This is a genomic window from Paenibacillus sp. FSL H8-0282, from assembly GCF_037963825.1.
Classification (GTDB): Bacteria; Bacillota; Bacilli; order Paenibacillales; family Paenibacillaceae; genus Paenibacillus_AQ; species Paenibacillus_AQ odorifer.
The window spans coordinates 4865925-4889049 of record NZ_CP150146.1 but is presented as its reverse complement, the minus strand read 5'-3'; the positions used below and the strand labels follow the sequence as shown (position 1 = coordinate 4889049).

General features: G+C 43.7%; 18 protein-coding genes and 1 other annotated feature. Of the genes, 14 read left to right on the top strand and 4 right to left on the bottom strand.

Going from position 1 to position 23125, the window contains the following annotated elements:
- The first annotated feature begins 1 nt into the window (after nt 1).
- The 5 genes from NST94_RS21245 to NST94_RS21225 all read left to right on the top strand — a co-directional run bounded on the left by NST94_RS21245 (nt 2) and on the right by NST94_RS21225 (nt 7074).
- On the top strand, nt 2–1855 hold the full coding sequence (locus tag NST94_RS21245) for a sensor histidine kinase (protein ID WP_076129629.1): 1854 nt from the start codon (nt 2–4) through the stop codon (nt 1853–1855).
- Nucleotides 1833–2624 carry a response regulator gene (locus NST94_RS21240; protein ID WP_036682908.1) on the top strand — a complete coding sequence of 264 codons (792 nt, stop codon included), beginning with the start codon at nt 1833–1835 and terminating at the stop codon, nt 2622–2624. The genes NST94_RS21245 and NST94_RS21240 overlap by 23 nt, the downstream gene beginning before the upstream one ends.
- 801 nt (nt 2625–3425) lie before the next feature.
- Nucleotides 3426–4403, top strand: a complete 978-nt coding sequence (locus NST94_RS21235; RefSeq protein ID WP_235219484.1) for an ABC transporter permease subunit — start codon at nt 3426–3428, stop codon at nt 4401–4403.
- Nucleotides 4404–4418: 15 nt separating this feature from the next.
- Nucleotides 4419–5381 carry a carbohydrate ABC transporter permease gene (locus tag NST94_RS21230; protein ID WP_235219483.1) on the top strand — a complete coding sequence of 321 codons (963 nt, stop codon included), beginning with the start codon at nt 4419–4421 and terminating at the stop codon, nt 5379–5381.
- A 94-nt stretch (nt 5382–5475) separates the two neighbouring features.
- Nucleotides 5476–7074 (top strand): ABC transporter substrate-binding protein, encoded by a 1599-nt coding sequence (locus tag NST94_RS21225; protein ID WP_076184178.1) that lies wholly within the window; start codon nt 5476–5478, stop codon nt 7072–7074.
- Nucleotides 7075–7147: 73 nt separating this feature from the next.
- Here the strand turns inward: NST94_RS21225 and NST94_RS21220 are convergent, their stop codons facing one another.
- Genes NST94_RS21220 through NST94_RS21210 form a run of 3 tightly spaced genes read right to left on the bottom strand, consistent with a single transcriptional unit; the run spans nt 7148 to nt 11476 of the window.
- The gene (locus NST94_RS21220) at nt 7148–8431 is read right to left on the bottom strand and encodes an extracellular solute-binding protein (RefSeq protein ID WP_076193082.1); all 1284 of its coding nucleotides are present in this window, start codon (nt 8429–8431) and stop codon (nt 7148–7150) included.
- 18 nt (nt 8432–8449) lie between these two features.
- Entirely contained in the window at nt 8450–9694 is a 1245-nt protein-coding gene (locus NST94_RS21215; protein WP_076193084.1) for a response regulator, read from the bottom strand.
- Between the two features lie 12 nt (nt 9695–9706).
- Complete coding sequence (locus NST94_RS21210; RefSeq protein ID WP_036682901.1) at nt 9707–11476, bottom strand: sensor histidine kinase; 1770 nt, start codon at nt 11474–11476, stop codon at nt 9707–9709.
- 346 nt (nt 11477–11822) lie between these two features.
- Between NST94_RS21210 and NST94_RS21205 the strand changes: the two genes are divergently transcribed.
- From NST94_RS21205 to NST94_RS21170, 8 genes are all read left to right on the top strand, one after another.
- A complete protein-coding gene (locus tag NST94_RS21205) occupies nt 11823–14057 on the top strand; it encodes a copper amine oxidase N-terminal domain-containing protein (RefSeq protein ID WP_248548414.1) in 2235 nt (744 codons plus the stop codon).
- Nucleotides 14058–14276: 219 nt separating this feature from the next.
- Complete coding sequence (locus tag NST94_RS21200) at nt 14277–14738, top strand: transcriptional repressor (RefSeq protein WP_036682896.1); 462 nt, start codon at nt 14277–14279, stop codon at nt 14736–14738.
- Between the two features lie 2 nt (nt 14739–14740).
- Nucleotides 14741–15004, top strand: coding sequence for a membrane protein insertion efficiency factor YidD (yidD, locus tag NST94_RS21195; protein WP_076129634.1), 264 nt, complete (start codon nt 14741–14743; stop codon nt 15002–15004).
- A 40-nt stretch (nt 15005–15044) separates the two neighbouring features.
- Nucleotides 15045–15305, top strand: a binding site (T-box leader).
- 47 nt (nt 15306–15352) lie between these two features.
- Nucleotides 15353–17365 (top strand): methionine--tRNA ligase, encoded by a 2013-nt coding sequence (gene metG, locus NST94_RS21190; protein ID WP_280753402.1) that lies wholly within the window; start codon nt 15353–15355, stop codon nt 17363–17365.
- A 203-nt stretch (nt 17366–17568) separates the two neighbouring features.
- Nucleotides 17569–18567 carry a zinc ABC transporter substrate-binding protein gene (locus NST94_RS21185; RefSeq protein ID WP_076277679.1) on the top strand — a complete coding sequence of 333 codons (999 nt, stop codon included), beginning with the start codon at nt 17569–17571 and terminating at the stop codon, nt 18565–18567.
- Nucleotides 18568–18601: 34 nt separating this feature from the next.
- Nucleotides 18602–19351, top strand: coding sequence for a metal ABC transporter ATP-binding protein (locus tag NST94_RS21180; RefSeq protein ID WP_036682888.1), 750 nt, complete (start codon nt 18602–18604; stop codon nt 19349–19351).
- Between the two features lie 371 nt (nt 19352–19722).
- Nucleotides 19723–20526: a metal ABC transporter permease gene (locus NST94_RS21175; protein WP_036682884.1), complete on the top strand. Its 804-nt coding sequence runs from the start codon at nt 19723–19725 to the stop codon at nt 20524–20526.
- A 136-nt stretch (nt 20527–20662) separates the two neighbouring features.
- Complete coding sequence (locus tag NST94_RS21170; protein ID WP_339281229.1) at nt 20663–21376, top strand: cytochrome c biogenesis protein CcdA; 714 nt, start codon at nt 20663–20665, stop codon at nt 21374–21376.
- On the opposite strand, the gene splB is transcribed toward NST94_RS21170, so the two are convergent.
- On the bottom strand, nt 21373–22449 hold the full coding sequence (splB, locus tag NST94_RS21165; RefSeq protein WP_339281228.1) for a spore photoproduct lyase: 1077 nt from the start codon (nt 22447–22449) through the stop codon (nt 21373–21375). The two genes, NST94_RS21170 and splB, sit on opposite strands and share 4 nt — an antisense overlap.
- A 193-nt stretch (nt 22450–22642) precedes the next feature.
- On the opposite strand from splB, the gene mntR reads away from it, so the two are divergent.
- Complete coding sequence (mntR, locus tag NST94_RS21160) at nt 22643–23068, top strand: transcriptional regulator MntR (protein ID WP_036682880.1); 426 nt, start codon at nt 22643–22645, stop codon at nt 23066–23068.
- Nucleotides 23069–23125: the final 57 nt, after the last annotated feature.

The following is a 23125-nucleotide window of genomic DNA, read 5'->3' as shown; positions in this document are numbered from 1 at the left end:
GATGAATTTGCGCTATAAATTATTTACGGCATTTTTGGGCCTGATTATCATTCCTTTATTTATTCTAGGCATGCTTATGTTTTTTGTGACTTATAATTCTATTGAAAAAAAGTACAGCCAGCAGTCGGAATACTCACTTAAAGCGATTAGTTACAGTATTTCTAATGTATTAAAAGATATGGATAACGTTACAGACAACGGAATTGCTACCTCGGTGTTTCATATGGCCCTTAGTGCAGATGATCCTAACAACCAGGATTTGACTGATGCTGAGCAACTGAATCTGAATGCGAGCCAGCGCAATTTCCGTAGTCTGTTGTTTAATCATCCATCGATCAGTTATGCATTTTTGTACAATTTTAACGGTAGAGGTAACTCTGAAATCGTGTCGCTTTTTAACAAGGAAAATTTCCGAACGCTACCCTATGATACATTCAAAAAAAGTGATCTGTACCAGGAAGTTATGGACTTAAATGGTGTGCCGAAATGGCTGGCTCCTCACGAGTATCCCGAGCTTACGGGTACTGAACCTGTGTTTACACAAATTCGGCTAGTGAAGGAATTGAGCTTCTTTCAGAACATAGGTATCCTAGTTGTGCAGATCAAGAATTGGGAGTTCGAATCCATATTTCGCAATTTAAAAATTGGGGATAGCAATCAGGATGTTTCCTTTATGCTTGTAAATGATGATGGAATGATTCTTTTTGACCCAGATCAAAAGCTGGATGGACAGGACTTCCAGTCTTTCGCGGATAAAGAGATTACCTTTAAAAAAGGGTTTCAGAGTTTCAAAACAGAGTACAACGGGGAGAAAAGCATTCTTTCCATGTATCATTTGAAGGACTATCCATGGAGTCTGGTATCTGTGACTTCTTGGGATACGTTGTCTCATGAAGTTACAGTATTTGCTCGCTGGTTCGTCGCTGTGATTTTCCTTTGCTTATTGGCAGCTGTGATCTTCAATTTATTTTTTATGAACCGGATTACCGGCGGCATCGCTGTCATTGTTCGTTTTATGCGCCGGGTTGAAGACGGAGATCTGACCACTAGGGTAGAAGTTAAAGGGAATGATGAGCTAACGCTGCTTGCTAAGGGTTTTAATGATCTTATGGATAAAATCAATGGATTGTTTAACAGAATTCATGTGGAGCAGCGTCGCAAGAATCAAGCTGAGATGCGTGTTCTGCAGGCACAGATTAAACCACATTTTTTATTCAATACATTAGAATCAATCAATGTTCTCGCTATACAGAATGAAGGCAAAAAAGTTAGTGAGATGGTCTACAGGCTGGCCAGTATTTTGCGAATCAGCATTCAGGATCGGGAAGAGATTACACTGGATGAAGAAGTTAAACATTTACGCAATTATTTGGATATACAAAAATTCCGCTTTGAAGATTTGTTCGAATACGAGATCGATATTCCGAATGAATTGATGAGTTGCGGTATCCTTAAACTCACGTTACAACCGCTTGTAGAGAACAGCATTCAACATGGATTTGAGGGCATTGATTACAAAGGTCATGTTTCTGTGAAAGTTTGGGAGAAGCAGGGGGATTTGATTTTACGTATTGAAGATAATGGTATTGGTATTACACCTTCTCAGTTGGCTATTTTTCAATATATTGTGAATGATCCTGTGGAGCAAGAAGTTAAGGCTGAACGGGATAACCGGATGAATCTTGAACGCAGAGGTCTTGGTATTCGCAGTGTAGCAGATCGCATCCGCATTGAATACGGTGACAGGTACGGAATATTTATCTGTTCTAGTCCAGGTCATGGTACTATTATCCAATGTGTCATACCTAAATACGAGCAGGGGGAAGATCATTATGCTAAAAGTATTATTGGTTGATGACGAAGCCCCAATTCTGAATAATCTGAACAGGGTGTTGCCTTGGCAGGAGATGGGGATGGAGGTTGTCGGTATGGCGCGAAGCGGAATGGATGCTTTGCGTATTGCCGAGGAGAAACAGCCTGATCTTGTGTTATGTGACATCCGTATGCCAGTGATGGACGGGTTAACTTTTATCGGTAAGTTGCGGGAGATGGGATTGGATAGCGAGGTGCTGCTTCTTACCGGATATCAGGAGTTTGATTATGCACGGGAAGCGATTCGGCTAGGTGTTAAAGAGTATATTTGTAAGCCGATACATTATGAAGAGCTTGGCAATAAGGTACGGGAGATTGGGGCTAAGATCCGTAGTAAGCAGTTTAAGAATAAACTGTATAATAGCATTCCAATTTTTCAGGAAATCCCTGAAGGTGAAGATGATTCTGGCAAAAAAACACCGGATCAGCTGATGAACCAAGCAGCTAAGTACATCACAGAACATCTCCATTCTGATATTGGGATTGAGGAAGTGGCGAATAAGATCGGGATTAGTGGCAGTTATTTCTGTCTCTTATTTAAGAATCGTTTTGCTATGACCTTCGTGGAATACGTGACCCTACAACGAATTGAAGCTGCTAAGTTTATGCTAACTAACAGCGATAAGAGTATTACGATGATTGGCTCGGGAGTTGGCTATCAGGAGCGGCGTTATTTTACCAAGGTATTTCAGAAGCAGACAGGAATGTCGCCTAAGGAGTATCGCGACCGATGCCGGACCGAAGTGCAGTGAGGTTAGCTGCTGAGTGGTGAGGTTAGCGTCGCTCCAAGGAATGTTTGTTGCTGAGTGGTGAGGTTAGCGTCGCTCCAAGGAATGTTTGGACTTCCGGTCGCTGTTATCCTCAGATTTCTTGATTAGAAACCGCTATTAGCGGTTGAAATCCGAGGATAAAGGCGAACGCTACGCTCCTACAGTTCCAAACTTCCTCTCCGTTCCTTCTCCCTCACCCCTCTTCGTAGTATAGGGGCCGTCCCACACCTACGGATGTGGGCCTCTCTGGGAACACAAGGACCGATCGCCTAGTTAATTTAAGGCAGGAATTATCGACCAGCCCTTGGCTGTGATAAAGTACGAAGATTATCAACCAGCCTTAGCTGTGATAAAGTACGAAGATTATCAACCAGCCTTAGCTGTGATGAAGAGAAAAAGATTATCGACCAGCCCTTGGCTGTGATGAAGAGAAAAAGATTATCGCCCAGCCCTTGGCTGTGATGAAGAGAAAAGATTATCGCCCAGCCTTTGGCTGTGATAAAGAGCAAAGATTATCAACCAGCCTTTGGCTGTGATAAATGCGATTAAGGTACATAAGCTATGATTAATTAAATTTTTTGCCTCTATTATAGGCTGAAGAGATGGTTTTCCTCGATTTTCGAGGATAATCGTCTCTTTTTTTATAGAAATATAATATGTTCCCTATACTCCCATAAATTATCATATGTTTTAATTAGAGTGTAAGGAGGATACACAAAACGTTAGGCAAGCAAGAGTAATTGGGGCTTAAGAATGGGATGATGGAGAATGGGGGAACCAAAAATGAGTGTGACGAATCCTTCCGTCAGCTTGTCAGAAGTAAAGAAACCAGGCAGGGGAAGAACGCCGAATTTTCTTAGAGTAATGAAGAAATATTGGGTGTTCTATTTGATGATGTTACCTGCGATAGTGATTCTAATCATCAATAACTACATACCGATGTTAGGAACGGTAATTGCATTTAAGGATATCAATTACCAAAAAGGGATTCTAGGTAGTGATTGGGTCGGGTTAGCGAACTTCAAATATTTAATCTCGACGGAGACGGCCTGGATCATTACGAGGAATACGTTATTGTATAATACAGCGTTTATTATACTAACGCTATTTTTTTCGCTGGCTTTCGCAATTATGTTTAACGAAATGCGCAGCAGATGGCTATCGAAATTCCATCAAAGCGCTATGTTTCTCCCTTATTTTCTCTCTTGGGTCGTCGTAAGTTACTTAGTATACGGCTTTCTGAGTGCAGAGCATGGGTTCATGAACAAGACATTACTCCCGTTCTTTGGGGTAGATCCTATCGAATGGTATTCACAGTCCAAATATTGGCCTGGGATTCTAGTAATCGTGAAGATATGGAAAGAGATTGGGTATACAACGGTTATTTATATGGCCGCTATTATTGGAATAGATAATGAATATTATGAGGCTGCACTTATTGATGGAGCTTCTAAATGGAAGCAGATTCGAAAAATCACACTGCCGCTAATCAGCCCAGTTATTATAGTAATGACGCTGCTGCAGATAGGTAGGATTTTTAACGCAGACTTCGGATTATTCTTTCAGGTTACGAGAAATGCAGGAGCGTTATACTCGACGACGCAGGTTATCGACACATATGTATATCAAACCTTCCTCGCAATCGGTGATATAGGAATGTCTTCAGCCGCGGGTCTCGTTCAATCTGTTGTAGGATTTCTATTGATTTTCTTAGCGAATCTAGCAGTGCGGCGAATCAGTAAAGATGATGCTTTATTCTAAAGGGAGGTGGGAGTGTTGAGCCAGACAGAAACAGCAATAGGGTCGTCACGGCGTACAGGGAAGCGCACAAAACGGCAAAGACAACCCAATGAAATATCTAATATATCTAATTTGCTAATTAATATATTCTTTTGGATATACACAGCGATTTGTGTGGTGCCGCTGATCCTCGTAGTTATTGTATCGTTTTCGGACGAGAATTCCGTTATCCAGAACGGCTACAGCTTTTTTCCTAACAAGTGGGATATTTCTTCTTATGAATTTCTGTTAAAAGATTATTGGCAAATTATCGATGCAGCTTCCGTTTCGTTATTTGTGACTGTGGTGGGCACGATTCTGAGTCTTATCATTATGGCTATGTACGCTTACCCTATCTCACGTGGAGATTTTCCACATCGTAATTTCTTCTCATTTTTTATGTTTTTTACAATGTTGTTTAATGGTGGCCTTGTGCCTTGGTATCTGGTCTACACGCGAATGATGCATATGAAGGATACGTTATGGATTCTAATTATGCCGCTGCTGGTTTCTGCTTTCTTTGTTATCATCTTACGGACCTTTTTTGCCAATACCATACCGCCAGCTTTAATCGAATCTGCTAAGATCGATGGGGCACCAGAATTCCGGATCTTCGTTCAAATTATTTTGCCTTTGTCTATGCCAGTGTTAGCTACAGTAGGTTTGTTTCAGACCCTGGCCTATTGGAATGATTGGTACCTTAGTTTGATCTTTATCTCACCCGAAGGTCATGTCAATTTACAATACCTAATGTATAAGACGATGCTGAATGTTCAATTCCTGACAGCAAGTCCTCAGGCGATGGCTGCCTTGGCTGCACAGGGTGTAGAAATCAATATTCCAACAGAAACGGTAAGAATGGCGATGGCTGTTATTGGTATTGGACCTATCGTGTTTGTATATTCCTTCTTCCAGAAGTATTTTATTAAAGGGCTTACCGTGGGTGCTGTCAAAGGTTAAGGACGATTGTAATGGCTTAATTCGGCCGCTTTATGCTAAGGTGTGAACGGCCGATTCAGCATATATAAATATTTTGAGGGAGGTTATGGTGTATATGAAAGCTGTTAGAAAAAGCGCACTAATGACACTATTGCTAACGATGGTACTGAGTCTTAGTTTAGCAGGCTGCGGTGGGAATAACGGGAATAATGAAGCAGCTTCACCTGCTCCAAGCGAAAATGCAACCGCTACCAATGCTGCTGCTACGGATGAGCCAGCCGCGGATCCTACTGCCGAACCGGCAAAAGAATTGGAGCCTTATACCGTCAAGTTAATTTATGTCGGTGCCGTGCAAAAGGATGAAAAAGCTGTAGAAGATGAAATCAATAAGTTATTGGAACCTAAAATCAACGCCAAATTGGATATCGCACCGATCGATTGGGGTCCATGGGACAATGATGTCAATCTGAAAATTGCGAGTCAGGAAAAATTCGATATCATCTTTACAGCTCAATGGAAGAACTACGTAACGAATGCAGCTAAAGGCGCTTATCTCCCGATTAATGACGATAGCGGCAAATATGGTAATCTCCTAAATGAATACGGCCAAGGAATTCTAAAAAATCTGGATCCACAATTCTTAAAAGGTTCAGCGATCAATGGTGTGAATTATGCTGTTCCTACAAACAAGGAGCTGGCTGCACAAGGTGGGGTTGTCTATCGCTCCGATATTGCGGATGAACTGGGCATCGATATGTCAAATGTGAAATCCATCCAAGATCTGGATGCAGTTCTCAAAGTAGTGAAGGAGAAAAGACCTGACCTGACTCCATTGTATTTCAAACAAGGTGAGACCTTTAACTCACAGTACATGGCACAATACGATACACTTGGTGATGCTGCCATTCCTGGTGTTCTGCTTAAAGATTCCTCAGATACTAAGATTCAATCGATGATTGAGATGGATCGTTATAAAGAAATCATTAAACTTACTCGTGAGTATATGAAAAAAGGTTACATTAACAAAGACGCAGCTGTTGCTACAAATTCGACTCAGGATGCAATGAAGGCTGGCAATGTCTTTATGACAGTGCAATCGCTTAAACCAGGTAAAGATAGTGAGCTGGCGAATGCTACCGGCTTGATTGGCAAGCTGAAACAAATTGCATTCAATGATCCAACGATTTCTACAAGTGATGCTGCTGGATCTATGCTTGCGATCTCCGCTTCCTCTGGTGATCCGGCCCGGGCCATGATGGTGCTAGATATTCTGCACACAGATAAAGATATCAACAATCTGCTTGTTTTCGGTATAAAAGGTGTGCACTATGAAGTCGTAAGTGGTGATACGATCAAAGCTACAGATAAAACAGCTGATTATAATACGGCTGCAGCTTGGATGCTTGGAAGTCAATTCCTGAACCCCGTGTGGGAAAGTGAAGCTCCAGACAAATGGGAACAATTCAAAGCCTTTAACTCTAAAGGTAAAGCCTCTGTAGCGCTTGGTTTCAACTTCGATGCCTCCTCAATGAAGACTGAAATGGCTGCTTGTAAAGCTGTAATGGATGAATACGACATCAGCTTGGATACGGGTTCTGTTGATCCTGATACCGTACTGACTAAGTATGCTGATAAGCTGAAAAAGGCAGGGCTCGATAAGATTATTGCAGAGAAACAAAAACAGCTGGATGCTTTCCTGGCTGCGCAAAAATAAAGCGAAAATGAATTCAAAAAAGGCTCTCCCCGGCAGGCTGATTTAGCCGGGGAGAGCCTTTTTATGATAGTACTTAGCGGAAGGAGCTGTCTATTCGCTTTGCGGCTTGAACAGCAAGGGTCCAAGCCAGTTCAGGAGTTAGCTCGCCTTTTTCAGCTTTGGTCAAGTATTCGAGCATGCTTGTCTCCACGTCAGCGTGATGAGGGCCGTAGTAGGTCGGAATTACTGCTTTTGCTGCTGACGAAAGGGTCAGACCAAGCTCTGAATTAGGAAAATAGGGATCGTGCAGATCGTGGATCTCTGGGTCATCATAGATTTCGGGGGTGGAAGGGAAAGCCCCTTGTACCTTGAAAGAAACCAATTGCTGCGTTGGTTCGGTTAGCCATTTAATAAGAGCAAAGGATTCATCAGGATGATTACCTGTCTTTGGTAAGGTCAGAACGGAGCCTCCGCGATTAGCGCTGTTTTCTGGGATTTGTGTTACATTCCATAAACCGCTGGCAGTTGGAGCACTGCTCTTGATATGACCAATCATCCAAGCCGGACAGAGCATGACTGCAAAATCTCCGTTGAGCAGGCCTGCACCCCAGCGTTGGGTATCCACTGCAATACTGGCGGACAGATTTAGCTTAAGGGCTTGAATTGAGAAGTCCCAGGCTCGTTTGACCGCTGGATTATTGTCGAGGATCAATTCTTGTGTTGTGGGACTGTAATATTGAAGCTTGGACTGACGTAGAAGGGTGAGATAGAGGTTCTCCAAGTCATTTACAAAAGCTTTTCCTGTTCTCTCCTGTACTTTGGTGCCCGCTTCAAGGAATTGATCCCAAGTTTGGATTTCTTTAGCCACTTCTTCTGGTTTAGTAGGGAGGCCTGATAATGCGAATATATCCGTTCGATATAACATGGCATAGGGACCAATTTCCGTTGGTAATCCAAAAATAAAATCATTACCCAGCACCTCCTGCCACTTCCAATTCAGAAATTGGTCCTTCAGATTGTCAGCATCAAAAGTGTTTAGATTATAAAAATAATCAGGAAACTGTTTGAAGCGATCCAAATAGCTAATATCAATGGCAGCCACATCCGGCGAACTGTATCCAGCTGCGAATGAGGTCTGTAGCTTGGCTGGAAGCTGCGTGGAGGTGGAGGTCTGAATATGAATCTCTAGCTCGGGATGCTGGGATTGATACTGGTCAATGAGCGACTCAAGACCTGATCCAGCAGTGAGCCAGATGTTCAGCTGTATCGGGTCTTGTAAAGCGGTATCTTCCTTGGAAGGGGAGAGCTGACAACCACTTGTATTAAGTAACAAGCCAAATGTTAATAGGACAGTAATCAACTTACCATTTACATTCAAGAGAAACACACCTCTGCTTTATTTGTTGTGCTTCTGAAATTCCTGAGGAGTCATCCCCATGTATTTCTTAAAAATGAGGCTGAAATACGCAGGATCCTTAAAGCCTACTAATTCGCTAACCTCATATACCTTGAGAGTAACATTCTCTAATAATTCAGTAGCTTTTTGAATACGAAGTTTGGTAAGAAAGCTAGAGAATGGTTCCCCTACATCATCTTTAAACAATCGGCCGAGATAGGTAGGATTCATATACAGTTCGTCTGCGATCATCTTGAGGGAGAGATTTTCTTGGAGCCGGGAATTCATAACCTCAATCATCATAGAGATTACCCTGCGCGTTGCCTTTACTTGTAGTTGTTCAGTGAGCTGTGGAGAAGCCGAATGCATGGAGAGGTCTCTGAAAAAGATAACGGATGGCGTACTCTCTTTTTTGACCTGCTGACAAGCTTCCAGACTCTCATGATAGGCGGTTGCGAGTGCCCCCAATTGATAGTGAGGGTTAGAGACCCCTGCACAGAATGGCGATTTCAGAATGCCCGATAGCTTATGCAGCAGCTCTTGTGTCAATACCTCATCAACGCGGTTAGGCTGCTCAAGAGGATAGAATAATAGCATGATGGCTTCCTGCTCCTCTTGAATGCCAACAACGTTGGCATACAGCGCAAAACATTCTTCTAATATATTTATAACCGCTGCATACATGGCTTGTTCCGACCAGTTCTGTGGCATGCCCACTCCAAGATGGTTTACGGTTACGACTACAAAGGAATGAAAAGGAGGAATAAGTTGTTCTTCAAAATAGGGTAACGGGATGCCGTAAAGAAGATCAGATAAGCGTTTCTCCCGAAGGTTTTTTTCTCTTAGCTGCGTTAATTGCCTCTGCTGTTTCTTCAATTGAAGACGTTCATATACGCCTGTTGCGACTTCAAGAATATGTTCTACTGAATTTGGTTTAACCAAATATTCCTTTACACCATAACGGATGGCTTGACTGGCATAGGTGAAGTCCTGATAACCTGTGAGCAGCACGGTTTCAGTGTCTGGATAACATTCATGGATATGCTTTGCGAGTTCCAGCCCATCCATGCCGGGCATTCGGATATCGGATATCACCAGATCAACCATATGCTCTTTTAACAATTGCACAGCCTCCAAACCGTTCTCTGCCGAGCCAATAATGCTAAAGTTGTGATTCGCACTTCCCAGCATTTCTGACAGAGAACGGCGAACAAAACTTTCGTCGTCCACGATTAACACATTCATCGTTGTGCCCCCTTAACTTTGATCATACTGTAATGGAACAGTGACCTTCACAAATAAGCCACCAAGCTCGCTTGTTGATAGCTGTAGACCAAATTCCTGTCCGTAGATTAGCTCTATGCGATGATTTAGATTGGATAGTCCAATTCCGGTATGAAGCAGCTTCTCCGGATTAACCTCACCGCCGACTAATGCGTCTGCCATACTTTCCTCGCTCATGCCGTCCCCGTTGTCTTCTACAGTTAACACCAGAGATGTTCCTTCACTATAGGCGCGTATGCGAATTAGCCATACTTCCCGAAGTGTGGGTTCAAGTCCATGAGTAATGGCATTTTCGACAAGTGGCTGAAGGGTTAATTTCATTAGCTGGCCATTCATAACCTCAGGATTTACAAAAAGATCAATCTGCAATTTGTCCTCGTAGCGTAGCTTCTGGAGAAAAATGAACCGTTCTAATTGCTTTAAATCCTCCTCAACAGTAACGAATTCGGATCCGCGGTCAATACTATAGCGGAGCAGGTCACTTAGAGCGAGTACCATTTGGGACTCTTCCTGCATGCGTTTGTTGGCGAGCGACCAATAGATTGTATTCAAAGTGTTATAAAGAAAATGCGGGCGGAATTGCGCTTTGAGTGCTACGATCTGAGCTTGCTTTTCACTGATTTGTTTGCTGGATAGGTCAGCGATAGTATGATCCAGGTTTTGGAGCATCGAATTATAGCTTGAATAAAGGATAGCCATTTCTTTGTTCATGGTTGTTTTTACAAAAGGTAAAGTAGTTCCCCGTTCGACATTGCTCAGCTTGGTTGCCAGATTACGAAGGGGCTTGGATAGGGTCCAAGAGAAAAAGAAAGTGAATAGTAGGGCAGCACCCATCCCCAGCAGGCCAATTAAAATTATATTCCGGCGGATCGTATTTAAATCTTTAACAGCGTCTTTAGAATCAATGTAAGCAAAAACGCTCCACTCGCTATAGTCGGAATAGGCATAGGATACGAACAGATTGCGTGAGTTTATTTTTTGTGGAATGATTCTGGCTTTATGATTGCTGAATTGTTTTAGAAGCCCGTCGTTCATATAGAGTCCAATTTCTTTTGGATCTGTGGAATAGACAATGGTATTAAATGAATCAACGACTTGGATTTTCTCATTTTTGCCGAGGTGAAATTGGCTGACAGCGTTATGGATAACCTCGACAGGGAGGACAAGAAACAGGGTTCCTAACCGGTTTAGATCATTCCAATCATTAATTTGTCTGGCTCCCATCACCACAGGGATATTACCGTTCTGCCATACATCTACACCGAACCAGACCATTCGGCCTTTATTCTGTGCTATAGCCGGAAACCAATAAGCATCGCGGATTTCCTTTTCGCTGTCCCATATGACCTTTAAGGAACTGCTGTTGGTATACACCTGATCATCGGACAGCCCGAGCAGCTTGAACTGGATGTCAGAGTTTATGGAACGTGTCTGTTGATCTATGTAACGAGTAATTTCCATGGCGTCTGTACGAGGTGAACGTGACAACGCTAAGTCTCCCAAGGTTTCTTGAATCAAGGGACTGAACATGATCGTAGAAGAAAGCTTATCGTTATCCTGAAGAATTGCGTCCATTTTACCTTGAAGTTGCTTGACGGATTCCAGGATATATTGGTTGGAGCGGTTTAGAACAGCTTGAGAGGAAGAGCGGTAGGACAAAAAAATGGTGAATCCTACGATGGTGAAGATGATTAGAGAGAAGCCCATGATTAATTGAACGAGGATGGAGATTTTTTTGGACATGTTATCCCTCGCATGTAAAAGATATTCTTCCATACATTGTAACAAAAGCAAATGAAAGCGAATATAGTCAGACGAAAAATAAACATATTTATAGAAAAAATCTCATTTTTTTCAGGGGAAACAGCGTGGTTGTCCAACAATATTTAATACAGCGTTAATCTTTCTTTACTTAATAATGAAACTTTTTATGGTGGCATGCGTCTAATACTATGTTTGTTATGACGATCGTGGCAAAAGCTTTTTGCCGCCCTACCGTGGGTGGCAGCATTTTGCGGGGAATATAAGAGGAGTATGAAAAAGACAGAGACCTACTTATATTTACAAATAGGAGCAGAGGAGTTATATCATGGATTTGAAAAAGTTAACGTTAGTTGCTGTTTTGGCCGTATCTCAGGCCGCCGCGGCAGTGCCGGCTTTTGCTGAAGCTGTCAATAATACCCCAAGTAATACTACTGTAGTTGGGACAGTTGTTTCAGCTGCGCCGGAGGTAATGCCAGAATCTACTGATCCATTGCCGCCGTTGCCGACGGAGACGCCAGGAGGAGTAGTGTCACCGACACCAACACCAACTCCAATTCCTGCAGAGACAGTTGATCCTACGGCTACTGTTGAACCTACAGCAACAATTGCACCTACTGCAACACCGCTTCCGACTGCAACTCCTGGAGTTACTACAGAACCTACAACAACAGATGGTGCTCGTGCTGTGGCTAACAGTCAGCTTATTCTTATGATGAACAGCAACAAAATGTATCAGAACGGCCAGGAATATTTAGCTAATCAGCCTATGGCAGTGAAAAACGGCGTATCCTACGTTTCGATCCGGGCTATGGTAGAACGTGTAGGCGTGAAATACGTTTATGATTATAAAACGAAAGAAACCATTGTTACCAAGGGAAGCGACGTTATGCGCTTTAAGACCGACAGCAAGGTCTATACAGTTAATGGTGAGAAGAAGACGATGAAAGGTCCAGCTTACCAATACAAGGGGACTTTCATGGTTCCATTGACATCCATAACTGGAGCACTGGGCATTCCATATACCGTTGATAATGTGCAAAAACGAGTAATCCTTACATTAAACAACAAACCTAAAGCTTCCTTCACAGTGCCAACTGAAATTTACGCCGGTGAACCAGTGACCTTCGTAACCTCCAGCTCGTCACCAAATGGTGTAGCTATTGTGGATGAAAGCTGGGGAGGTAACAAGCAGGATATCTATGATCAACCAGGATATTATGTAGTAACCTATTCCGTAATGGATGCGAATCAACAGTGGAGTGATCCTTACACCATGACCATCACAGTGCTTAAACCTAATACACCTCCAGTTGCTAATTTCACTACAGACAAGGATTCATACAAGATGGGTGAAATGATTACTTATACCGATCTAAGTAGCGATCCTGATGGTGATGAAATTACCGTAACTTGGACGAACAAGGCCGAGGCTTTCTTTACTCCGGGTCCAGCGACAATTGCTGTCCAAGTAAAAGATTCACATGGCGCGATCAGCACGTTTGAGAAAACCGTTAATATTTCGGATGAAATCTTGTACAGTAAAGAAGATTTCAACAGATTATTTGCATCTCCGGGCAGTGTGTTTAGCATCGATGGATCGATGGTCCCTACTTGGCAGCAAGTAGCTTATAATCTTTCTTCCGAGCCTTATAAACTAATTCGCAGCAACAGCCCAGAAACGGTGTATACAGAAGGTGTTACTTACCGTGAGACTTCTTTGGGTAAAACCCGCTTCTTGATTCACCACAAGAATAACCTGAATATTAAAGCTAAAGTGTATGTGATTGCTACGAATAACAATTTGTACCCAACGACGCTTACAACCGAATATGTGGGCTTTGCAGGCCCAAGCACATATCCTGAAGGTACTGGTAAAATGTCTGTAGAACGTTATTGGAAATCTATGCTTACAAATGAGCATTATAAAACGATTGTTCTGCAACCAGGGGAAAGTGTCTCAATTCTGACCGATCTAAACCAAATTGCTATGAAACCAAGTGAAATTGTTTCACTTCAAGCGGACTTATTTAGTGATTATCCAATCGATTATAATGTCATGTTGATTGATGCGAATAAAGATCCACTGACTACACTTCCAACACTTCCAGTTCTGGATCGAGACGGAGTGCATAATCGGGGAACTTACGAAGATTCTACTCGTATTATCACGGTTACCGATGAGGTAGGAAAAACTCCTGCAAAACTTCTGCTAGGCGATAATTCCAGTGATAAGAACCTGGCTGGCGTAGACCCCATGGCAGGTACGGAAGCATCCAATGCCGGTAATTTCGGGGTATTATACAAGATCAGATTCGAAAATGTTGCACCAAACTCATTGATTACGTTTAATCCACGTGGCGGTAACTATATGGGGCCGGTTATGGTTAATAACCAAATCGTGCATATGCCAAGCGTGGGAAGTCTCTCGAACGCTGACATGAACAGTGTGGTTTATCGTAGTGGTGAGTATGGAGGTTCTGTGGAGATTTTGTTCACAGCAGCTTCAGGCAGTAACTTGCCGGTCAATTTCCTCATCACTCCACTTCCAGCAAAGAAATAACAAATAGGAATATCCCTATAAGCTCTATTGGGGAATTATCTACAATAAAGGCCCGGCTGAATATTCCGTAAAGGAATACGCAGCCGGGCTTTTGTTTAAATATAATAATTCAGAGGTTGCGTAGGGGCGCTTCATGGTGCTTCATTGACGGGGCATTTATTTTGGGGCATTATTAAGAGAGTGAAATATAAATGAACTGATCTTATGGGAGATGAGCGTATGCTGTCGACAGAACAAATATTAGAAGTCATGTCGGGGCAAGGACTGCGAATCACCGACCAACGCAAAACGCTTGCCCAGTTATTCGGCGAGAATAAGGGATATTTGTCAGCGAAGGATGTATATGAGCATATGGGCCGTAAGTATAGCGGACTTAGCTTTGATACGGTGTACCGCAATCTTCGTGTAATGGAAGAGCTTGGTGTGCTTGAACAGATTGTCTTTGAAGACGGAGTGAAGTTCAAGGGAAGCTGCAATCATCAGGATCATCACCATCATATGATCTGCCTTCAATGCCAAAAGACCTACCCGATTAATTTCTGCCCGATGAATTTAACGGATACACCCGATCAATTCCGGGTAGTCAAGCATAAATTTGAGGTGTTCGGTTATTGCAAAGAATGTGAAGAGAACCGGGAAGAAGAATTAGTTGCAGCATCAGATAAACAAAAGGGACTTTAGAAATGGTGACCCTACGCAGAACGATTCAGGCGCCTATTCGGGTGTATCGCAGGTACATTTCCCCTATTAAACCTGCAACCTGCCGCTTCTATCCAACCTGCTCTGCCTATGCCCTGGAAGCCATTGAAGTCCATGGTCCACTGAAAGGCTCATGGCTTGCAGCTAAGCGGATTGCCAGATGTCATCCCTTTCATCCTGGAGGACTTGATCCTGTGCCGCCTCTTCTAGATGAATCTGCTGAGAAGGATTCTGCCCCTGCAACTTGACATGGGGCCTTACCATTGGGTATATTCACAAGTAATAGTATGAATTCCGAAGAACGGATAAGTAAATCGTTACGTCCATTACAGAGAGCCGGAATGTGCTGAAATCCGGTATGGAGCGTTAGATTGAATATGGTCCGGGAGGAACTGTGTTCGAGCGGGAACTGCAATTGTGGTTCACGTAAGATAACAGCGTGATCCAGCGTTAATGGACAGTTCCCAGGAGGGAACTGGCGAAGCCTGTGCTCTGTGAAGAGACAGGAAATTTGGGTGGTATCGCGTGAGTTATACTCTCGCCCCATTATGGGGGCGGGAGTTTTTTGTTTTTTAATAAGAAAGGATGATTACTGAATGAGTGAGAAAAAAACGTTTTACCTAACGACACCAATTTATTATCCGAGTGACAAGCTACATATCGGACATGCTTATTCAACCGTGGCAGGAGACGCAATGGCCCGTTACAAACGTCTGCGCGGCTACGAAGTGCGTTATCTAACCGGTACAGACGAACATGGACAAAAGATTGAGCGGAAGGCAGAGGAAGCAGGAAAGACCCCTCAGCAGTTCGTAGACGACATTGTTGTTGGTATTAAGGAGCTATGGCGCAAGCTGGACATTTCGAACGATGACTTCATTCGTACTACGGAAGAGCGTCATAAAAAAGTGGTACAGGATATTTTTGATCGGTTGCTGCAGCAAGGAGATATCTATAAAGGTGAATATGAGGGCTGGTATAGTATCCCAGATGAAACCTTTTACACAGAAACGCAATTAGTTGATATTGTGCGTGATGATAACGGCGTGATTACTGGTGCAAAAAGCCCAGATAGCGGTCACCCGGTTGAGCTGGTGAAGGAAGCAAGTTATTTCTTCCGGATGAGTAAATATGCGGATCGTTTGCTGCAATTTTACGAGGAGAATCCAGAGTTTATTTTGCCGGAATCCCGTAAGAACGAAATGATTAACAATTTCATCAAACCCGGACTGGAAGACCTTGCAGTTTCCCGTACAACCTTTGATTGGGGCGTAAAAGTTAAGGGCGACGAGAAGCATGTCGTGTACGTGTGGATTGATGCGTTGACTAACTATATTACAGCTCTGGGGTACGGTTCCGAGGATCGCAGCTTGTATGACAAGTTCTGGCCTGCGGATGTACACATCGTTGGTAAAGAAATCGTTCGTTTCCATACGATTTACTGGCCGATCATTCTGATGGCGCTTGGTGAACCCCTTCCGAAAAAGGTGTTTGCCCATGGCTGGTTGCTCATGAAAGATGGAAAAATGTCGAAATCTAAAGGTAACGTAGTTGATCCTGTGACACTGATTGATCGTTATGGCTTGGATGCATTGCGTTATTACCTGCTGCGCGAAGTACCGTTTGGTTCGGATGGCACGTTCACACCGGAAAGCTTTGTAGACCGGGTTAACTATGATCTTGCCAACGACCTTGGTAACCTGTTGAACCGTACAGGGGCTATGGTTGAAAAGTATTTTGCAGGCGAGATTCCGGCATATGAAGGAAATGTAACAGCATTTGATGGTGAGCTTCAAGCTGCGGCTGAGAATACTTATGCCAAAGTAGAAGAAGCTATGGAAAAAATGGAGTTCTCCGTGGCGTTGACAGCTATCGGAATATTCATTAGCCGCACCAACAAATATATCGATGAGACACAACCTTGGGTGCTTGCCAAAGATGAAAATAGAACCGCCGAGCTGGCTTCTGTGATGAGACATCTGGTGGAAGGTCTGCGTACCGCTTCAATCCTGCTGCAGCCGTTCTTGACACAAACACCAGCGAAGATCTGGGAACAGCTGGGTATTGAGCCTGGTGAGTTAACGACTTGGGATAGCGGTAAGACCTTTGGCCTGATTCCGGCAGGAACAAAGCTGGTGAAAGGCAATCCAATCTTTCCACGTCTAGATGTGGAGCAAGAGGTAGCTTATATTGCCGAGGCTATGGGCGCTGGTAAAGCTGCGGCTGAAGTGGCGGAAGCGGCTGCTCCTGCTGCTGCGGACTCCGAGCCAGTGGAAGAGCATAAAGAGGAAATCGGCATTGACGATTTCGCTAAAGCAGAGCTGCGGGTAGCTCAGGTTATTGCTGCAGAGCCAGTGAAAAAAGCTGACAAGCTGCTGAAGCTGCAACTGGATCTGGGTTATGAACAACGTCAAGTGGTTTCTGGTATCGCGAAATTCTATACACCGGAAGAGCTGGTGGGACGTAAAGTGATCTGTATCGTAAACCTTAAGCCGGTGAAGCTGCGTGGGGAGTTGTCCCAAGGGATGATTTTGGCGGCTTCTAAAGGTGACCAGCTAACGATCGCTACCGTGCCGGACAGCATGCCAAACGGAGCAGTAGTGAAATAAGACAATCCTGTTGTGGAAATTTTTTAATGAGGTTGCTTGAACAAGGGAATGCTCCTTCAGCCGGGTTGGTTGTGGGAGCATTCCTTTTTTATAAAGGACGATACTGTCTTTCTTCTGAGTGAGGTTTCTTTGTTGACTTATCGTAACGATTACTATTATACTACTAATAGTAAAATTTACGATTTGAGGGGTAGATCAATATAATGGCGGCAATGAAATCGCGTATAAGTTTGCTCGTCCTTGCACTGGTACTTGTATTTACACTAAGTGCATGCGGACCTAAGAGCAGTGGAAGTATAGTTGAAGGGAAAGTAAATGTAGTTACAACCTTTTATCCTATTTACGAGTTTGCTAAGGAGATTGGCGGGGAAGATATCAATGCTATTAACCTGCTTCCAGTGGGTGTGGAGCCACATGATTGGACACCGCGCAGTCAAGACATTATCAACACTTCTAAGGCACAGCTATTTCTATATAACGGTGCAGGCTTAGAAGGCTGGGTTCCTAACTTTTTAAAAGGCCTTGATAGCAGCAGTAAAGTTAAGGCGGTTGAAGTAAGTCAAGGTATTGATTATATCATGACCGATGAAGATGACGGGCATGATCATGGGGCAAGTGAGGAAGAGTCTCATCAAAATGAGGACACGGATCATAACAGTAATGCCTCAGGAGACAGCCTGCATACAGACCCGCATACTTGGGTAAGTCCAAAATCAGCCATTGTCATGGCTCAGAATATTAAAGAAAGCCTTCAGTCCGTGGATCCTGAGCATAAAGAAGGTTATGAAGAGCGTTACAATAAGCTTGCGGAACGTTTGCAGGCGTTAGACAGTAAATTCAAAGAGGAGCTTGCTAAGCTGCCCAACCATAAGATCGTAGTATCGCATCAGGCTTTTTCTTACCTTGCCCGTGATTATGGATTGGATCAGCATGCGATTATGGGACTTTCGCCAGACGCCGAGCCGCGCGGACAGGATTTAGTGAAGCTTGCGAAAATGGTAAAAGATGAAGGTATTAAGTATATCTTTTTTGAAGAGCTTGTCTCCGATAAACTGGCTAAGACTCTGGCAGCCGAAGCGGGCGTTTCCACTATGGTGCTTAATCCGGTAGAGGGACTTACTGCGGAGCAAGAGAAGAACGGCGATAATTACTTCACTCTGATGGAGAAAAATTTGCAAAATCTGATTATGGCCTTACAATAATAAGGAAAGTATAAGGGAAAGGCGGTACTTAAGCATGCAATCGGTATCCTTGGACTGCCATCAGCATATCATCGATATACAGGATCTTTCTTTTTCATATGGGGAACAGAAGGTGATATCGAATCTTAACTATAGTGTAAGAGAACGAGATTTCCTTGGTATCATTGGTTCTAATGGTGCTGGTAAAACAACATTGATGAAAATGATCGTAGGCTTGCTTCCAGCGAGCTCTGGTGAAATTAAATTATTCGGAACGCCTGTCCGCAAGTTTAAAGACTGGGAACGGATCGGGTATGTTCCGCAAAAGAATGCCTTCAACCCATTGTTTCCAGCAACGGTGCGTGAAGTAGTTCTGTCAGGTCTATATAATAACAAGAATCTGATCCGCAGAGTATCTAAGGCTCAGCATCGTCAATGTGAGGATGCACTTGAAGTCATGCGGATACAAGATATCGCGGAGAAAAGAGTAGGCCAGCTGTCAGGCGGTCAGCAGCAGCGTGTTTTTCTGGCTCGGGCGCTGATTAACCATCCTGACCTGCTGATTTTGGACGAACCTACTGTGGGTATTGATGCCGAATCGCAAGCGGGATTCTTTGAATTAATTACCCATATGCATGCTCATCATCATATGACCTTCCTGATGGTGTCGCATGATATCGACATGATCAAAAATTATTTAGGTCATGAGCCCGTGCAGACAAATGGTAAAATCAACTTTTACTCCCGCCACTCACATGATCTCCAGAATTGCACAGAAGAGAATCTGCAGCACACGCTCTCTTAAGTCATAATTAAACTCTGAGCAGAGGTTTGCCTCTGTTCTCAGTGCATACATAACTTGCGTGTGGAAGTTAGTCAGTAGACAGGGTTTTTACTAGGAGTATTTCGACCTTGTTCCTATTTCTTGTTTTCTCTTATCCTAAGCACCACCAAAGTACAAGCGTGTCCCTCTAGGGACGAAAGCGATCTTTCCCCAACCTAACTATGTTCAGTAACACTAACTCCTACGCTAGTTGCACTTAACGGGTGTCCAGAGGGCAGAGCCCTTGGGGCCCTCCCTTGGAAGGGAGGGTTTGGGAGGGATCGAAAAAGGTTTGAAAAAGGTTTTTAATGTTCGAATGGTTCGAAAAGGTTCCGAAAGAAGGAGAGTTTAAGTTGGAAATACTATTTAGCGATTTTTTTCAGCGGGCGCTTGCGGGCGGACTGCTGATTGGTATAACAGCGCCGCTTATAGGCGTTTTTCTTGTGCTTAGACGATTATCCATGATCGGAGATACGCTGGCTCATGTTACTATAGCGGGGGTGGCACTCGGTTTTCTAACAGGATTTTATCCGCTGGGCGCAGGCCTTATCTTTGCAGTGGTAGCGTCCTTCGCGATTGAAAAGCTTCGCAAGGCTTATAAGAGTTATGCGGAGCTGTCGATTGCCATTATAATGTCAGGCGGAGTGGCGTTGGCTTCACTCTTTTTCACCTTAGGAAAAGGGTATAATGCGGACGTAATGAGTTATTTGTTCGGCAGCATTTATACGCTCGATAATACCGATTTGATCGTTGTAGGCATAGTGACTATAGCTGTTGTAGTGGTAGTTTCGATGTTCTTTAAAGAGTTCTTTTTGCTTAGCTTTGAAGAGGATGCAGCAAGTGTAAGTGGGCTTCCGGTGAAACTGCTTAACATGCTGATCACCATTCTGACAGCACTTGTGATTAGCACAGCCATCAAGATCGTAGGCTCGCTGTTGGTATCTGCTTTGTTGACTATTCCGGTCGCAATCAGCTTATTGCTATCCCGTAGCTTTAAATCCTCGGTCATCCTGGCGGTTATTATTTCGGAGATTGCCGTTGTAGGCGGACTAGTGGTAGCTGGAGTCTGGAATTTGGCTCCCGGTGCAACTATTGTGCTTTTGCTCATATCATTATTGGTATTAACCTTGATCGGTAAAAAGGGATTGCCAGCATAAACAGCGAATTAAGTAATCGGTATCACATTAGGCAAGCATAAACGCCTTCGGTGTCCTTGTAAGGACGATAAGCGAAAAAAAGGAGCCATAAGCAGCTCCATGAAGTGACTCGAATGCCGGAAGGAGAGCCGCTATTTTGTCTAATATCAATGCAGGAATTGCTTTAGCCGCAGGGGTGGCATCGTTTATATCGCCATGCTGTTTACCGCTGTACCCCTCTTATTTATCGTACATTACTGGGTTATCCGTTCAACAATTAAAATCAGGCAGCAACTCTAAAGAGGTTCGTATACGCACCCTGACTCATACATTGGCATTTATATTAGGTTTTTCTGCAGTTTTTTACACACTTGGTTTTGGGGCTGGATTATTCGGGCAATTCTTTAATGGCCAGCGTGATCTGATCCGGCAATTGTCGGCGATTCTAATTATTGTAATGGGTTTGTTTTTGCTTGGGATTTTTCAGCCGCAGTTTTTACTTCGTGAACGTAAGCTTGATTTAAAATGGAAACCGGCGGGTTATGTGGGCTCCTTTATTTTCGGAATTGGTTTTTCTACGGGTTGGTCACCCTGTATCGGGCCGATTTTGACGGCAATTATTGCTCTTTCGGCAAGCGACCCAGGCACTTGGTTTACATTGATTACCGCGTATAGCATCGGATTTGCTTTGCCATTTTTTCTTTTAGCCTTTTTCCTAGGCGGAGTGAAGCGTATCCTCAAGTACTCGAATCTGCTGATGAAGATTGGCGGCGTCCTTATGGTATTTATGGGTATTTTGCTGTTCACGGATCAAATGTTTCGGATCACAGTGTGGCTACAAGGAATAACGCCGGATTGGCTGATTTTTTAGGTGAAGTAATCAATACCTGCTTCCGGAAAATGCTCGAAAATCCGCTCTGTGATAAATTCTCGCAGGGCGGTTTGCTGTTCATCCGGATAGACATATTTGTTCTGTCCCCAGCGGCCCCATTTCTTTTTGCGTTTCTCCATGTCCATTTCTAGTTTAGATTTCGGGTAACGTTTCTCAATTACAGTCTTGGCTGTTTTGGTGAATCGGTGCTGAATCATTTCAAAGGTTAGACCTTTTCCGATTTCCGGCGGAAGGGTCTTGGCTAATTTGGCCAGCAGCTCCGCATAGCCTTCCTGCCAGCCGTCATACCAAATAATTGGGGCAATGATGAAGCCCAGTGGATAGCCGGCGCGGGCAACCTTTCCAGCCGCTTCAATTCGCTCTTCAAACCGCGAGGTAGCAGGCTCGAAATTTTTGATCACATAGTCAGCATTCACGCTAAAACGAATTCTGGTATGTCCGTTATGCTGCAAATCGAGTAGGGGTTCAACATGTTGGTATTTGGTCACAAAGCGCAGGCGGCCAAGGGGCTCCGCTGCCATGAATGTGATGAGTTCTGACAGAGACCCGGTAATATGCTCCAGTCCTAACGGATCTGAGGTACAGGCTGCTTCAAAAGTCGTGATTTCAGGGCTGCGCTCCTCGATATATTTTTTTGCGGCGTCAATGATGTCTTCGGTGTTTACATATACACGAATGTAAGGCTTTGCCCCTAAAGTAGTCTGCAAATAACAATAATGGCAGTGGCCCATACAGCCAGTTGCGATCGGAATTGCATAATCTGCGGAGGGTTTGGATTGGTCAAACTTTAAGGTTTTGCGCAGGCCGACTACAAGTGTTCTTTTGGCAATTTTATATTGCTCGACCTCTGTGTCACCCGGGAAATTCATTATACGGTTATGCGATGTAGTCATGCGATAGGGAATATTGTTAGCCTTCACCCATTCCATGATTCGTTCACCTTTCGGGTAATTTAAAGCATCCGGCTCGAAGAAAACAAGCTCGGGGACAAAAAGGGCTGTAGCTTTTATGGTTCTCTTTACGGGAGGGGTCTCAGGTGTCACTATAGTCATGAATTCACGCTCCTTCTGAAAGATGAGTACGTTTATTATGCCTAACTGAGTCTCATTAGAAGCATGGCAATCATGGGTAACTCCTCAGCATGTTCTCTTGAAGGACTTGCCAAGGGGCGTTAGAAACATGTATCATTGTTAGAGCAAGGTTTGGCTCGGCGCCAGGTTCATTATAGAAAAGAGGTAAATTTTAATGCCAACACCCAGCATGGAGGATTATTTGGAGCGCATATATAAGCTCATTGATGAGAAAGGTTATGCGCGGGTCTCGGATATTGCCGAGGGACTGGAAGTACACCCCTCCTCTGTGACCAAGATGATCCAAAAACTGGATAAGGACGAATATCTCATCTATGAGAAATATCGTGGGCTTGTCCTAACCAACAAAGGGAAAAAAGTAGGGAAACGTCTTGTTGATCGTCATCAACTATTGGAAGAATTCCTCGGTTTGATCGGAGTACAGCAGGAATTTATCTATAATGATGTTGAAGGGATCGAGCACCACCTGAGTTGGGATTCGATTACACGTATCGAAACGTTGGTGGAATATTTCCGCCGCGATGAAGAACGTCTGCAGACTTTATATGCTATTCACAATGAACTGGCAAGCGATTCTTGAAATGTTTTTTCCCGAAACGGATATCGTCCTTAAAGTTATGCCCAGCAAGGCTTTGGT

Coding starts and splice junctions, on each gene's coding strand:
- NST94_RS21245 (WP_076129629.1), top strand. CDS start 2: ATGAATTTGCGCTATAAATTATTTACGGCATTTTTGGGCCTGATTATC.
- NST94_RS21240 (WP_036682908.1), top strand. CDS start 1,833: ATGCTAAAAGTATTATTGGTTGATGACGAAGCCCCAATTCTGAATAAT.
- NST94_RS21235 (WP_235219484.1), top strand. CDS start 3,426: ATGAGTGTGACGAATCCTTCCGTCAGCTTGTCAGAAGTAAAGAAACCA.
- NST94_RS21225 (WP_076184178.1), top strand. CDS start 5,476: ATGAAAGCTGTTAGAAAAAGCGCACTAATGACACTATTGCTAACGATG.
- NST94_RS21215 (WP_076193084.1), bottom strand. CDS start 9,694: ATGAATGTGTTAATCGTGGACGACGAAAGTTTTGTTCGCCGTTCTCTG.
- NST94_RS21210 (WP_036682901.1), bottom strand. CDS start 11,476: ATGTCCAAAAAAATCTCCATCCTCGTTCAATTAATCATGGGCTTCTCT.
- NST94_RS21205 (WP_248548414.1), top strand. CDS start 11,823: ATGGATTTGAAAAAGTTAACGTTAGTTGCTGTTTTGGCCGTATCTCAG.
- NST94_RS21200 (WP_036682896.1), top strand. CDS start 14,277: ATGCTGTCGACAGAACAAATATTAGAAGTCATGTCGGGGCAAGGACTG.
- yidD (WP_076129634.1), top strand. CDS start 14,741: ATGGTGACCCTACGCAGAACGATTCAGGCGCCTATTCGGGTGTATCGC.
- metG (WP_280753402.1), top strand. CDS start 15,353: ATGAGTGAGAAAAAAACGTTTTACCTAACGACACCAATTTATTATCCG.
- NST94_RS21185 (WP_076277679.1), top strand. CDS start 17,569: ATGGCGGCAATGAAATCGCGTATAAGTTTGCTCGTCCTTGCACTGGTA.
- NST94_RS21180 (WP_036682888.1), top strand. CDS start 18,602: ATGCAATCGGTATCCTTGGACTGCCATCAGCATATCATCGATATACAG.
- splB (WP_339281228.1), bottom strand. CDS start 22,449: ATGACTATAGTGACACCTGAGACCCCTCCCGTAAAGAGAACCATAAAA.
- mntR (WP_036682880.1), top strand. CDS start 22,643: ATGCCAACACCCAGCATGGAGGATTATTTGGAGCGCATATATAAGCTC.